General features: G+C 42.0%; 14 protein-coding genes. 7 read left to right on the forward strand and 7 right to left on the reverse strand.

Annotation, left to right across the window (positions count from 1 at the left end; genetic code table 11):
- Positions 1-141 precede the first annotated feature (141 nt).
- The 6 genes from ACLIIY_RS11960 to ACLIIY_RS11985 form a co-directional block, all read right to left on the reverse strand.
- A complete protein-coding gene (locus ACLIIY_RS11960) occupies positions 142-480 on the reverse strand; it encodes a hypothetical protein (protein ID WP_156216606.1) in 339 nt (112 codons plus the stop codon).
- A 9-nt stretch (positions 481-489) separates the two neighbouring features.
- Positions 490-1074, reverse strand: a complete 585-nt coding sequence (locus tag ACLIIY_RS11965; protein WP_156216608.1) for a DUF2913 family protein — start codon at positions 1072-1074, stop codon at positions 490-492.
- 172 nt (positions 1075-1246) lie between these two features.
- Positions 1247-2149, reverse strand: a complete 903-nt coding sequence (locus ACLIIY_RS11970; RefSeq protein WP_224067055.1) for an LPD25 domain-containing protein — start codon at positions 2147-2149, stop codon at positions 1247-1249.
- Between the two features lie 79 nt (positions 2150-2228).
- Positions 2229-2711: a DUF2787 domain-containing protein gene (locus ACLIIY_RS11975; RefSeq protein ID WP_156216610.1), complete on the reverse strand. Its 483-nt coding sequence runs from the start codon at positions 2709-2711 to the stop codon at positions 2229-2231.
- 11 nt (positions 2712-2722) lie between these two features.
- Positions 2723-2947, reverse strand: a complete 225-nt coding sequence (locus tag ACLIIY_RS11980; protein ID WP_039540862.1) for a hypothetical protein — start codon at positions 2945-2947, stop codon at positions 2723-2725.
- Positions 2948-3108: 161 nt separating this feature from the next.
- A complete protein-coding gene (locus tag ACLIIY_RS11985; RefSeq protein ID WP_039540865.1) occupies positions 3109-3285 on the reverse strand; it encodes an AlpA family transcriptional regulator in 177 nt (58 codons plus the stop codon).
- A gap of 145 nt (positions 3286-3430) precedes the next feature.
- Between ACLIIY_RS11985 and radC the strand changes: the two genes are divergently transcribed.
- The 4 genes from radC to ACLIIY_RS12005 all read left to right on the forward strand — a co-directional run bounded on the left by radC (position 3431) and on the right by ACLIIY_RS12005 (position 6424).
- Positions 3431-3904, forward strand: a complete 474-nt coding sequence (radC, locus tag ACLIIY_RS11990) for a RadC family protein (protein ID WP_156216611.1) — start codon at positions 3431-3433, stop codon at positions 3902-3904.
- Positions 3901-4332: a DUF2787 domain-containing protein gene (locus ACLIIY_RS11995; RefSeq protein ID WP_039548379.1), complete on the forward strand. Its 432-nt coding sequence runs from the start codon at positions 3901-3903 to the stop codon at positions 4330-4332. Before radC ends, ACLIIY_RS11995 begins: the two co-directional genes overlap by 4 nt.
- A gap of 113 nt (positions 4333-4445) precedes the next feature.
- Complete coding sequence (locus tag ACLIIY_RS12000; RefSeq protein WP_156216613.1) at positions 4446-5270, forward strand: helix-turn-helix transcriptional regulator; 825 nt, start codon at positions 4446-4448, stop codon at positions 5268-5270.
- Positions 5267-6424 carry a hypothetical protein gene (locus ACLIIY_RS12005; RefSeq protein WP_156216615.1) on the forward strand — a complete coding sequence of 386 codons (1158 nt, stop codon included), beginning with the start codon at positions 5267-5269 and terminating at the stop codon, positions 6422-6424. The genes ACLIIY_RS12000 and ACLIIY_RS12005 overlap by 4 nt, the downstream gene beginning before the upstream one ends.
- Positions 6425-6520: 96 nt before the next feature.
- On the opposite strand, the gene ACLIIY_RS12010 is transcribed toward ACLIIY_RS12005, so the two are convergent.
- The gene (locus tag ACLIIY_RS12010; RefSeq protein ID WP_196952893.1) at positions 6521-7189 is read right to left on the reverse strand and encodes an inovirus Gp2 family protein; all 669 of its coding nucleotides are present in this window, start codon (positions 7187-7189) and stop codon (positions 6521-6523) included.
- A gap of 400 nt (positions 7190-7589) precedes the next feature.
- Between ACLIIY_RS12010 and ACLIIY_RS12015 the strand changes: the two genes are divergently transcribed.
- The 3 genes from ACLIIY_RS12015 (at position 7590) to ACLIIY_RS12025 (ending at position 12320) form a co-directional block, all read left to right on the forward strand.
- The gene (locus ACLIIY_RS12015; RefSeq protein ID WP_156216619.1) at positions 7590-8609 is read left to right on the forward strand and encodes a hypothetical protein; all 1020 of its coding nucleotides are present in this window, start codon (positions 7590-7592) and stop codon (positions 8607-8609) included.
- A 676-nt stretch (positions 8610-9285) separates the two neighbouring features.
- Positions 9286-10182 carry a LysR family transcriptional regulator gene (locus ACLIIY_RS12020; RefSeq protein WP_434527650.1) on the forward strand — a complete coding sequence of 299 codons (897 nt, stop codon included), beginning with the start codon at positions 9286-9288 and terminating at the stop codon, positions 10180-10182.
- Positions 10183-10277: 95 nt separating this feature from the next.
- Positions 10278-12320: an FUSC family protein gene (locus ACLIIY_RS12025; protein ID WP_434527651.1), complete on the forward strand. Its 2043-nt coding sequence runs from the start codon at positions 10278-10280 to the stop codon at positions 12318-12320.
- The last annotated feature ends 87 nt before the right edge of the window (positions 12321-12407 follow it).

Consider the following 12407-nt stretch of genomic DNA (forward strand, 5'->3'; position numbering starts at 1 on the left):
TATCTGTGATTCATTATACTTGGGCATTACTGACCTAACCGATGATATAGCATACCAAGTCAATATCTTGCCACCATCAGAGAGTACATTTAAAGTTGGGCATGTGAAGTCAATCGCAAAGCTTGTTATAAATAGCTTTTATCAATCAAACACTTTGAGTAATAAATGTGGATACTTCTTTGTACCTCCACGCACATTAAAATGATCCGTTTCACACCCTTTTGTTTCTTTTGCTGGTGTATTGTCCTTCATTTCATATTGAAACCGTTTTTCACGGCTACAATAGGGGCACCCTATTTTCTTCACTGTAGCGAGAAAATTTTTCGGCGAAGAGTAGAATACACCATGCTTTGAACAACCAATCTTGACGTGAGTGGTTTTGTTTACATACTCAACCTGAGAGTAATCGTACAGGTCACCGTATTTAGCTTGCGCTTTTATTAAAAACTGCTGAGCTCTATGCTTTTCATCAAAAGGCATTTCTGCGATTTACTTAACTGGATGTACCAAGATATGCGCTTGGTGTGTATCTAAATTCCACTCTTTCATCTCTGCGACAAAAAAACCATGTTGATTAATCACATCAATGAGCTCTGGAGCCCTTTCTAGCTGGATAAGCATAGAGAGAGGTGTAACTTGTTTATGACTGTCATCAAAGCCGTATTCTATTTGCTCATCAAGCATATATAGGATGCCCGCCTCCGCTTCCATCCCCTCATCGAATAAACGAGATTCAATCCCTTCAGCATCGTAGAGATAAACCAGCAAGTTGTAGAGTTTTTCTGCCCCAACAAGCTTCGTTTTATTCGCTTGAGAGTTAAGTTCATGCAATTTCATTTCTAAGTTACCTCCTTTTCTTCTCGCCACACTAAGCATCAGTTTGATGTCCTTCTTGACATTGGCAAGCGATTTATCCGTTAGCTTAGGCTTTAAGAACTTAATGAGAATATCATTTCGAGTCGTCACTGGAACATGGCGCTCAGTCGCAGAGACTTTACAAAGCAGGTGAAGCAAAGAGTGGGTCACCACATGATGTAGGTTGTAGTAATAATCAAAATCTCGTTTGATTTGCATGGATGTTTTTTAGTCTGTAAGTGATACCCACCATATGGGGAGAGGCTTTTCGAATTTCAAGGGCAATCAATTCAAGCAATAGACGGGGTAAAACGTGGATATGATAGCTATATTTCGACAAAAAATAATACGACTTGAGGTGAAGCATAAAGCGCTTCACCTCAATCGCTGACTAATCAGGTATAACTAACTCACCCAATGGCACATACTTCGCTTTTTGCGCTTCGTTATAAAATACATGCTTTCGAACTGACCAACCATAGCGAAGGTACTTAATGTCCGTTAGGTAGTAGCCATCGCCCGACCAGTGCGTTTCACGGTGTTCATTACTTTGCTCTGGATGATTAAGAAAAGCCGTGGACGGATGATTCAAACACGCCTTACGAAGTTCGGGAAACAAATTACGGGCATGTCTGGACCACGCCAGTATCAAGGTTCTAACCGTCTTGGTTGCGTGGTAGCCCGAGTGCGGGTCACTATTTTCTGCATCGTAATCCGTGTAGGTAGCAACAATGACCGCCTTTGCCCACGATGGAATGGTCAGTGATGCTTGGAATGCGTTCTCCTTCTCTTGATGCTCCCTGTTTTGTCGCTCCCATTCTCGTTGCTCTGCTTGCGCTTTGCCTTCATCTTCGGCTTTAGCATTCATTTCTGCCTGTTCAATTTCTTTTTTGGCATTTTCTACAAACGCCGTATCGAACTCATAGCTTTGGATAGCGTCAATGAGTGATAGGTGGTGCTGATCGTGCAACCACGGTTTATCTACGTCGTGTTGGTGGCGTAGATAGTAAGCCAGCATATTAAGGCAGTGCGACGCAAATCCAGCATCATTACCACCACAGCCTAAATCTAAGCGGCATTCGTAACGGTCTTCATTATCAAAAAGCACCGTGACTTTTGTTTTATCGTAACCACCTCGTGGATTGGTCTTGGCGACCTCTAAGGCTTTGCGCTCAAAGTCCATAAAGTCATAGTGGGTGTCTTCATCAAACTCACGTGATTCTGACCAATGCACCTTGACCGATATCGGTTTGATTTTCTTTTGCGTTCTCGACGCTTCTATAGATGTGTTCAAAATAAAGATCCCTTGATGTCCGGGCATAAAAAAACCGTGACGTTGTGTCACGGTTAAATCGATAGAAAAGAGCCAGCACTTAAGCTGACGTTATGCTGATATCGTCGTAAGCGTCCATTTCCAAATACGCCAAAAAGTTATGCTCCCACAATTGGTAAAGTTCATTTGCCTCTTGTTGGTTTCGCATAGGAATACCGCACGAATACGCTCCGCAGCTGTGGAAATCAAAATCCAGTGCTTTTTCTAACTCCGGATAATAATTGCCAATATAAGCAAACTCGGTCACGTATTGGTATTGCCAATCGCCATCAGCGTTTCGAAGCAAACAAATTTCAACAGGGCGAAAACCGCCTCCTTCAGCACTGTAGCTTTTGTCACGAAAATTAAATACCACGCGATGACCAGAGAGTAATGACTCTGCAACTTCTCCCTTAAGCGAGATATGAGATGCGAGTGCCCTGACAAGGCATATCGCTAACCGCTCCGATACTGGAAACGCTTTGCCTGAAATACGATGAGTAAGGAAACCTATTTGAGTTCGGATTGAAGATTGTTTGGACATAATGAGTCCTCCTATTGGTCGTCAGAGTATTCGTTCGATGTCACCATGGGATGTGGTGTACGTGTCGATTGCACCGCTTTATCGATTAACGCTGCAGATGTGCCAACAAAAGCAGACACAACAATACCGCCAGCGGTGATGGTTCCAATTGCACCAAATACTGGGGCTGCGGTGATCACACCTGCAACGCTTGCTGTACCAGCGACCGCTTTACCAACTGTTTGATACCAAGACATAAAAACTCCTTTATCATTGAGCATTAAAAAGGGGTTGCCATCGGCAACCCCTTCTATGAAATAACATGATATTGAACTTCTCTTTTTTGTAAGAGAAGCCTGCACATCTAGATGATATATATTCATAAATAACTCAAATCAAAGCAGCTACGCTCCTCACCTCAACGTGTCGATAGAATACTCTCCATCCAGTCATCAACTTCACTTTCTACCCACGCTACCGCGCGATCACCTAAATTGACTGATTTAGGGAAAGCATCTTCGCTCATTTTTCTGTAGATGGCCGAACGGCTCAGTGCGGTCTTTTCCATTACTTCTTTCAGCTTTAAAAATCTCATGGGATTGACTCCTATTTCTTTTACCCATGGGATAACGCGGTGTGTTAGAAAAAACGTTCAGAGCTCTTTCTCTCCCATCAAATCAATTACTTTCAGATATATGTCCTCTTAGTGAAGTTCCTATCGTTTCACTCTTGGAGGACCTATGTCGACCGATAACCTTCACTACCAAAAACAACAGAAATACCAAGAAAATGAAATCCTAGAGCATGCCGCCGAAATCCTCGCTAACCGTTATGTTCGCGGTGATGCCCTTTGTGATCCGAATGCAACAAAGGAGTACGTTCGATTTAAATTAGCCAGCTCAGAGCATGAAGTATTCGCGCTACTACTGCTCGATAGTCAGCACCGCCTCATTGAGTTCAAGCCGCTCTTTAAAGGAACCATTGACTCAGCCAGTATTTACCCACGTGAGGTTGTCAAAACCGTCTTGGAGGTCAACGCAGCCGCCGTCATTCTGGCGCACAACCATCCATCCGGTGACCCATCACCATCTCAAGCAGACAAACGCATTACACGTAAGCTTGTCGATACTTTAGCGCTGGTGGATGTCAAAGTTCTGGATCACATTGTGGTTGGAGAAAACAGTGTCTCTTTTGCAGAGAAGGGATGGTTATGATCAATTCAACTTATGGGGACGTGTCGTTAGTACCTCAACTTCATCAGCAACTAGAAGCGTTGTTCACGCGTTACAACTTATCCGATGAGGCAAAGCGACTGGTCTTGAATTGTCGTCAACTGAACTACTATCGGAATGGTCAAGGGATACATCCTGTTGAAGTGCAGTTCAAACGCGCTTCAAGTTCAGAGCCTTGGCAGGTTGTCTTCTTTGCTAGCTTTTCTTACCCATTTGAAGGCGCGCACTCAGTAGAGCCTGAGCTTTATTTCCATTTAGCAAATGGTTGGTGTTACCAACCGGATACTGGCTCAGCTAATCTCAATCATCCAGAGGTTCTAGATCTTTTGCAGATATGGATGAAAACGTTCGCTCGTCACCTTTCAAAAGTAGTTTTTGATGAGATCCATTTATCTATCGTTGGAAAGTGACCTTCTTCCCCTTCATTACGACACATCATGACGCAAGTGCGATAGTTCTCGTCGCAGCAATTTCACCTAAGATATTGATACGACAAGCTTTGTCGCACCTTTTTGATATCGTCATGCCCAACAGAACGAACCTCGTTGAGCTTACCATGACGCAACCTAACCAAACTCAGTACCACCTTGAGCTTATCTTGGCGATTTACAACCTTATTCCATACAATAAGAAAATCACCGCGAAACAAATCCAAGCTCAGCTTTCACCGCTTGGTTTAGAGCGCTCCTTACGCACTATCCAACGCAATCTGTCCGCTATTTGTGCCATGTTTCCAGATGTCATGATAGATGATCGCGATAAACCTTTTGGTTACCAAAAAGCCGAAACGCTTGCATTGAGTACCACGGCTCATGAAGCGGTGTTGCTTTACTGGCTAATCGAGTCAACCAAGCATCAACTGCCTAACAGCCTTACTTCTTTACTGGATAACTTTCTCTCAGGTATTGCACCTGAAAACATAAAAGACATTCAAAGTCATTGGTCATCCAAAGTGCATGTTACTGACTCTGCGATGAGCGGTGAGCCGCTATACATTAACGTTGGTGTATTCCAAATTGTTTGTTTAGCGACGCTTCAGCAACGTCTTATCTCATTAAAGATAAACGACGGTGACCACCATCTACATCTAACTAACGTTCAACCAGTCGGTCTTGTACTTCATCACGGAAACGCTTATCTCGTTTGGCGTACACACACGCATAGCAAACTAAACACTCTCGCCCTAAGCAACATCCATGAAGCCACGATGTCGAGCTTTCGCTTCGATCTCCAAACCGACGCAACGCTACTGTCTTTGGACGTTCAGCAACTATTTGATGTGACTGACACTCACGTTGAATTCAACACGATATCACCCTCTTACACTCATTATGGAGAAATAGAATGAACCTATCTAAAACCTTACTTGTCACTGCACTTACTGTACCTTTAGCCTTAACAGGGTGTGGAGGCTCATCAGGTGGACATAACAGTGGTTCTAGTCAGCAGTATCAATTTGGTGGTGCTGTACAGAAAGGTCCTCTACAGCCGGGCTCTGTTGTTACTATCAAAGAGCTTAATCAAAACCTCCAGCCAACTGGTCGCAGCTACACGACTCAAATCGAAGATTATGAAGGTAACTACAGCGTGAAAGAGCGATTTAGCACTCCGTATACTGAGCTCGTTGCCCACGGCTATTACTTTAACGAACTAACAAACTATGCTGACGAACAGATGAGTATGAGTGCATTCGTCGATATGAATGCAACCACACAAGTAAACTTCAACGTTGCAACGGCCGCGATGAAGCAATCTGTCATGGCACAAGTACAAGCTGGCACTGAGTTTAACGAAGCGGTAGACAAAGCGACTTCTGACTTACTGAAACTTTACAGCTATGCCCCTGAACAATGGTCAGGTCATATTAACTTCTACAACACCAACCTATCTAATTCTGGCGATACCAGTACGCTGCTACTGGTTATCTCTACCAGTACTTTAAAAATGGCTACCGATAACGGACTCACGTTAGAGGAACAAATTGATGAAATTGGTCAGGTGTTGTTAGAGCCTGAGTCAGCTCAGTTTGAAGAAATGAAACAAGCTCTGAATACCTATAACCTTGCACTCTACAAAACTGACGCTTATGAAAACACTCAACAGTATTTCGCTGATAACACTCTTGAGTTTGATATTCCGCACATCGATTACTTTATCGATGTTGATGGTGATGGCGTACTGCCTAACAAAGACCTACCTGTGTTTGCATACACTGGCGGTGTTAATATCGGCTCTGATGAAATCGGAGGACTACGTCCAGCTGGCGCTGGTGCTGTGGATTATCAAGGTCGCCCGATGACGTTCGAAGTGACAGGTGAATTCCAGCACGGTGAAATCGCAGATATTAAATACACTGATACTGGCGTTAATATTTGGTATCGCCTAACAGATGTAGACTTCGAAAGTCAGTCATTCGAAGACTGCGTTACGGTTAACACAGTAAAACCTGCACCTGCTAATTTCCCATGGAAAGCATGTGTAACTATCTATAAGAATAACTGATAGATAAAAAGAAAGGGGCTTAGGCTCCTTTCTTTTTTCACACCCAACACATCATTATCCACTGCTGTATGCACACTCGTCATAATATACGATAAATTATTTACTACTTCGGCCAAAACTCCTAGACAATCCTATTGCCTGAGTACGTGCTTTAGCTAAATAAATAGAACGATTAAACAATTTTGTGAATTCTTCATTTCCCGCTACCACTTCTCCATCAAAAGTCTGAACTATATAAGTTGCATTTTCTGGTATGTGTACCGCTCTATGAGCCTCTTCAAGTTCAATACCTAATACTCTCGACCAAGCACATAATAACATTTGGTATAAGTGCTTACATTTGCGCTCATCTCTAATCACACGTTTAAAATCGCCTAAACTTTGGAAATTATCTTTATTGAGGAAAATAACCAGATGATAGTGTGGGTTATCTGATTTATCGATTTCTTTACACCATATATATCGAAGCCTCTCCTCACTAACAGAGCTAAACCTCCGTTTTCTTCTTTTTAATTCTTCTGTTATTTGGCTTTCTAAAGAACCAAAGAATTTCTTCATATAAGGGAATGTCTCACCAAACTTATAACCATGAGGAAATCTAAGATCCACTCTAAAAGCAAACATTCTAGGAAAGCTGTTTGTAGCTTGAACTAGTACTTCATAAATCTTGTTTACTCTATCCTCTAATAATTCCTTTTCTCTAGACGTTAGGTTTATTCCTTTGAATTCTTTTTGTGTAAGTAGTTTGTTTTTACGATTTGTCATGTGAGTTCTCCTTTTGTTCATAGAGGAGAGTTCTCTGTTATTTTTTAGTAGATACTCAATGAGTTGCTATCTTAGAGATATGGATATTGGTATAGATGAGTAGTGATAGGTAGATATAGGTAATGATATATATTAAACATTACCGACAGTGTTTCTTTCGGTGAAGGTAGTACATAAAAAGGATTGACGCCGCTTTTCAACTCGGAAGTTAGAGTCATAGAAAGTGATAACATACTCCTTTAAAACCTTAGTAAACTGGTTACAAGAAGCATTAAAATCTGTGAATAGGCATCACAGGTTCCAAGCAAAAACCTCGCAAATACTTGCACTATCTTTCGCAAATACCCACAGTATAACCAGCACATTTTGCAACATAACACTAACAACAAGGTTAAGACTCATGGCAGTTAAAGGGATAAAACAAGAGATAGAAATAAAACAAAACATCGATTTTATTAACGCTGGACACTTCCTTTATAAAAAAACTAAATCGAGTAGAGGAATAGGTAGATTTCTAAATTCACTAACTGATAATCCAAATGTGTTTAAGAATAAAATTAATCAATACAATAAACATTCACCCGATGGTAAACAAATAACTATCAGTGAAATAAATTTATTTTTAACCAAAAACAATACAGAAAATAAAATCTATGATTTATTTGATATTAAGCTTAACAACCTCGAAAAGTCATCAAGAGTAATTAACTGGCTTTGGGGATATATACAATTAAATTTTAACCGCGAAGCGGAGTACCTAAAAATGACTCTGAATAGTCTTGCATTCTTTAGGAAAAATGAGGGTAAAATTAATCAATTGTCAAACATAATAATTAGTGAGGATGTGAACAATTATTTCAACAATAAGAGTAACCATTTGGAGAATAAGTTAGAACAAGTCATTAACTTCATAAACTATAAATGTTTGCTATTTGATGTAATAGATGATTATCTAAGACAATTACACGATAAATGGAAACTGGTTTTTGCAAACAAAAAATTTGAACAATTCATAACAAAATACAAAAACAAAGACGAGCTATTTAAAAAGAGTCAATTCTTTTATGGTGAATTAATCAAAACAGATGATATTGAGAAAGAAATAGGAATCTTTGAACATTGCACAGTTAATGACTCAACTGCGTTATCTCAAGCAATTTTAGATCTCCTGAATTCTAATCTTGAACAACAAGCAATTATTTCTAAAATAAGCAAGAAGTGGAGCAGCAAGAAAAACCGACATAATGGAAAGGTTTCTTTTTCGACGACTATGCTACCTGAGACAAAGAATAAGCTAGACCAAATAGTCAATCATAGCTATAGCAATATCAGCACTACGTTACAAAAAATCATCGACCAAGAGCATGAAAGGTTGTTTAAAAAGTCAAACAATTCATTATCTAAAAATAAAATAATTTAAACTGGTAACCGAGCAATTCGTAAATAACTAATAGAAAAAATATAGAACTTAATTTAATTACTAATAAATAGGGTTGTCAGCTTTAATTAAAAAACCTGTTATTGCAAACATAGCTTTCATGCTTCAATCTAACAATCCAGTAGTGGGTTGAAACTGCAATCTCAGACTAACAGTCTCAATATCATAAAACTATCAACCTGACGATTCAGGTTGATAGTAAAACAGAACCGAGCATAAACTAAGCTAGAGCTAGCATTTCCATTTCTTCAAGTTACACACCTTCAATATTGCACAAGAATGAACTTGCTCTAAAGAACCTCAAGAAACGATAAAATACCTCTTTTAATCACAAGGGACTAGGGTGAGTAAATGTGACATTTCTTGTGTTCTCGACATCAAGATAACTCCTTTTTTTGCAGCTTGATATTGATATCACGATTTTTAGTAACCATCTTGGTAACCAATCGAAAAATCAAATCCAAACAAATCCATTAAATTCATACCATTAAATAACAAGATCAACTTACGCCAGCCCACCAAACGTTTGGAAAGGGCCAACTCGAAAGGGTTGGCCCTTTTTGTATCTGCAATTTGTATCTCCCCTCAACTCATCGCTTTGATTCCTAGCCAAAATCTCTTAGTCTGTGGTTAAGCATTCATCAATGGACATGAGATCATGCTAAAAGGCAGTGAATACCCTTCTATTCGTGCACTGCGAACCTTTGTTGCGGTTGCTAACCAGCTGAGTTTTTCTAAAGCGGCAGAGAGTTTGTGCGTAACTCAAGGTGCCGTGAGCAAACAGATTGCGACGTTAGAGCAACTGGTTGGGCTACCTTTGATTCAGCGTGGTATCAATGGTATTGAGCTCACAGAAGAAGGAAAACGTTACTTACCCAAGGTGACTGAAGCGTTGGAAATCATCCAACATGCCACAGCGAGCCTAATTCAAACCGACACAGAGCAAGAGTTACTGGTGGTGGATGTTACGCCTTCTTTCGCCAGTTTGTGGTTGGTGCCAAACATTGATGCATTCCATCAAATCCATCCTGATATCCGCGTTAAAGTTCGCACCAGTGATGGTCCAATAAATCAGTTAGACGTAGACAGCGACATCACCATCCGTTGCCTTCCTCTTTCTAGTCACTACGAACATGGTCGATTGTTGCGTCAAGAAACGCTACTGCTAACGGGCTCAACAAGCTCTTCAACATGTAACGACAAACAGTCCATTGCGGATTTCGCATTTATTCCTCAAACGACACGCCCGCAGTTGTGGGAGCAGTTCAAACTAGAACAATCTCTGCAAAGCGCGATTCATTATCACCCCGTCGGTCATGAGCATTTCTATCTTTCTTATGAAGCGGTCAAGCTTGGCAAAGGGCTTGCTCTTCTGCCTGATTTTATGGTGCAACAGGCGATGTCGAGAGATGAGGTCTACCACATCCAACAACTGAGTATGCTTAGCCATTATGGCTATTACGTGTTTGTACCGAACTACCGTCTCGCAGCGCGAAAAGTATCGCTGTTCAATGATTGGCTATTTACTCAGCTTGGAGATGCGTCGATTAAGTAACGACTCCGCTTCAATTTTTCAATCTGTGGTTGAAGCCAGCACATCTAAAGATATTCGCGTTACACTGAAGGGGTTGCCAACTGTAATGAGGGTTTATGACGTTATCTCCTGCCTTTCTGCGTAAAATCTGGTACTCCCCTTCTGTCAACCTTGGTTTGCGTGCCACCAGCGCGATTGTCCTGTTCATGGGATTGGGTGTGCTATTCAACCAAATCAATGTCGCCATGACAGCTTTAATGACCATGCCTGCAGCATTGATCAGCGGTTTAGACACTGCCGGTCCTAGACGCTGGACACGCTTTGCGATTACTGCTTTTACGTGGAGCATTACGCTCGTCATCAGTTATGCTCTGCTGAATATGGGCTTACCGCTGTGGCTGACTTACGGCGTTATGGGAGCAGTATTGGCCAGTACAGCAGTGAATGGTCCGTTTTGGGGACGTCTTGGCATGTCGAGCTTGCTGATCGCAGTCGTGAGCTTGTCGCTACATAATTCCAGCGCGGTACTTGGTCTCTATCCTATGCTGGTATTGGGGCCACTCACTTTTGCGCTGTTCAGTTGGCTTTGGTTTGCCTTATGGAAGCATTACGCGCTGCGTGTTTGTCTTTCTGCGATTTACGAGACGCTAGCGGACTACATTCAATATCGCCAAGCTTTTTTACTTGGAAGCGAAAACGATGCCCCGAAACGACGCATCAAATATCAGTTGATTGAACTATTCCAACAAGCGCTGCAATCAGAATCTTTTCGCTCGAAACATGAGGACGCCAACTCTCTACGCCAGTCTTTGTTTTTGGCGCTCGATACATTTGAAGTCATCTTGAGCAGCCATACCAGCAACCCTGATCTGCTCAAGCAATTTCAATCCAGTAAACCGAAACGAGATCTGCTCTTGGTTTGGAGCCAACACTGTCAGCAAAGATTAAGACACAAAGCCAAGCAGCTTTTGCATAACACGCATGAAGAGATGGAACACTTGAGCTCACTAGAACAGGAAGCTCATGATTTGATTGAGGCGGTGAAGCTAGAAGACCAACCTCGCTTTCGCTACTGGGCATACGCGGTCAAGCATATTTCTCGTCGTATTGAGTTCAATGAACCCGCTTATCAACGCTCCTTTGAGGTGCAACCATTCGAACTGTCTTTCCGTTTACCAAGTCGAGGCAACCCGATTTGGCGCCACGTGACTCGCGTTGGTTTGATGTTTGCTCTTGGAGCTGGGATTGCCGAATACTTTGAATTGATTCGCCCGGATTGGGTATTAATTTCCATGTTGATGGTGATTCAGCCGAGCTTCTTGGCAACCCGAAGTAAAACCTGGCAACGCTGTTTAGGTACGGCGCTTGGGGTACTGTTCGCCACCTCCTTGATTCATCTTGGCGTCCCAACGACCATCCTGTTTGTGTTAATAGCTGTCCTATTACCCGTCGCGATGCTCAATATTATGCGTCATTACTCGCTGGCGATTGGTTGTATTACCGCACTGTTGATTTTGGTTTATCAGACCATGGCACACCAGGGGCTCGACTTTGCCGCTCCGCGCTTGATCGACAATGTCGTCGGTGGCGCAATAGTCCTACTCGGTTATGGCTTATTATGGCCGCAGTGGCGAGGTAAGGAGATTCATACCCAAGCATTAAAAGCACTCGATAGTTCAAAAAGCTTATTTGTGTATTGCTATGAGCAGTTACAAGTTGACACAGAGCAACGTGATCATATGGCGCTCACTAAGCAACGTGCCGCTATGCTCACTGCTGAAAGCGACCTTGAGCTGATTTACAACGAGATGCAGCAAGAGCCAAGGCACACTCGCGCCGATCCGCATTATTACGAAGATATGTTGAGCCATTATCGCTTGTTGAGTCACTACCTCTGCTTGCTGATCCCTCTAGTGAGAACGGGCACCCATTATCAAGGCTCACCGCAAGTCGAACGCCTGATTCATGATGCGATGGATGCGTTGATCAGTACGATTCGTGACAATCGCGTGCATGAGCTGCCAGCACTGAGCAATAAAACCGATGCCGATCATCCCTCCTCAACGGCTGGTCAACGATCTGTCGAAGAGATCATCTGGTTAGCATTGATGACGATTAAGCAAATGCACGACTTAGTAAGGCGTAACCTAAAAGACTAAATACGCATCACTATTATCAACGGCGTGTCAGATTTTACTGACTGAGAACAACGTCGATTGACCAAGCTAACTAACAGGAGTATCACT

The organism is Vibrio sp. K4 (genome assembly GCF_051122595.1).
Lineage (GTDB): Bacteria > Pseudomonadota > Gammaproteobacteria > Enterobacterales > Vibrionaceae > Vibrio > Vibrio owensii.

Excerpts from the sequence above, each read along its gene's own strand:
- ACLIIY_RS11960 (WP_156216606.1), bottom strand. The coding sequence starts at position 480 with ATGCCTTTTGATGAAAAGCATAGAGCTCAGCAGTTTTTAATAAAAGCG.
- ACLIIY_RS11965 (WP_156216608.1), bottom strand. The coding sequence starts at position 1,074 with ATGCAAATCAAACGAGATTTTGATTATTACTACAACCTACATCATGTG.
- ACLIIY_RS11975 (WP_156216610.1), bottom strand. The coding sequence starts at position 2,711 with ATGTCCAAACAATCTTCAATCCGAACTCAAATAGGTTTCCTTACTCAT.
- ACLIIY_RS11980 (WP_039540862.1), bottom strand. The coding sequence starts at position 2,947 with ATGTCTTGGTATCAAACAGTTGGTAAAGCGGTCGCTGGTACAGCAAGC.
- ACLIIY_RS11985 (WP_039540865.1), bottom strand. The coding sequence starts at position 3,285 with ATGAGATTTTTAAAGCTGAAAGAAGTAATGGAAAAGACCGCACTGAGC.
- radC (WP_156216611.1), top strand. The coding sequence starts at position 3,431 with ATGTCGACCGATAACCTTCACTACCAAAAACAACAGAAATACCAAGAA.
- ACLIIY_RS11995 (WP_039548379.1), top strand. The coding sequence starts at position 3,901 with ATGATCAATTCAACTTATGGGGACGTGTCGTTAGTACCTCAACTTCAT.
- ACLIIY_RS12000 (WP_156216613.1), top strand. The coding sequence starts at position 4,446 with ATGCCCAACAGAACGAACCTCGTTGAGCTTACCATGACGCAACCTAAC.
- ACLIIY_RS12005 (WP_156216615.1), top strand. The coding sequence starts at position 5,267 with ATGAACCTATCTAAAACCTTACTTGTCACTGCACTTACTGTACCTTTA.
- ACLIIY_RS12010 (WP_196952893.1), bottom strand. The coding sequence starts at position 7,189 with ATGACAAATCGTAAAAACAAACTACTTACACAAAAAGAATTCAAAGGA.
- ACLIIY_RS12015 (WP_156216619.1), top strand. The coding sequence starts at position 7,590 with ATGGCAGTTAAAGGGATAAAACAAGAGATAGAAATAAAACAAAACATC.
- ACLIIY_RS12020 (WP_434527650.1), top strand. The coding sequence starts at position 9,286 with ATGCTAAAAGGCAGTGAATACCCTTCTATTCGTGCACTGCGAACCTTT.
- ACLIIY_RS12025 (WP_434527651.1), top strand. The coding sequence starts at position 10,278 with ATGACGTTATCTCCTGCCTTTCTGCGTAAAATCTGGTACTCCCCTTCT.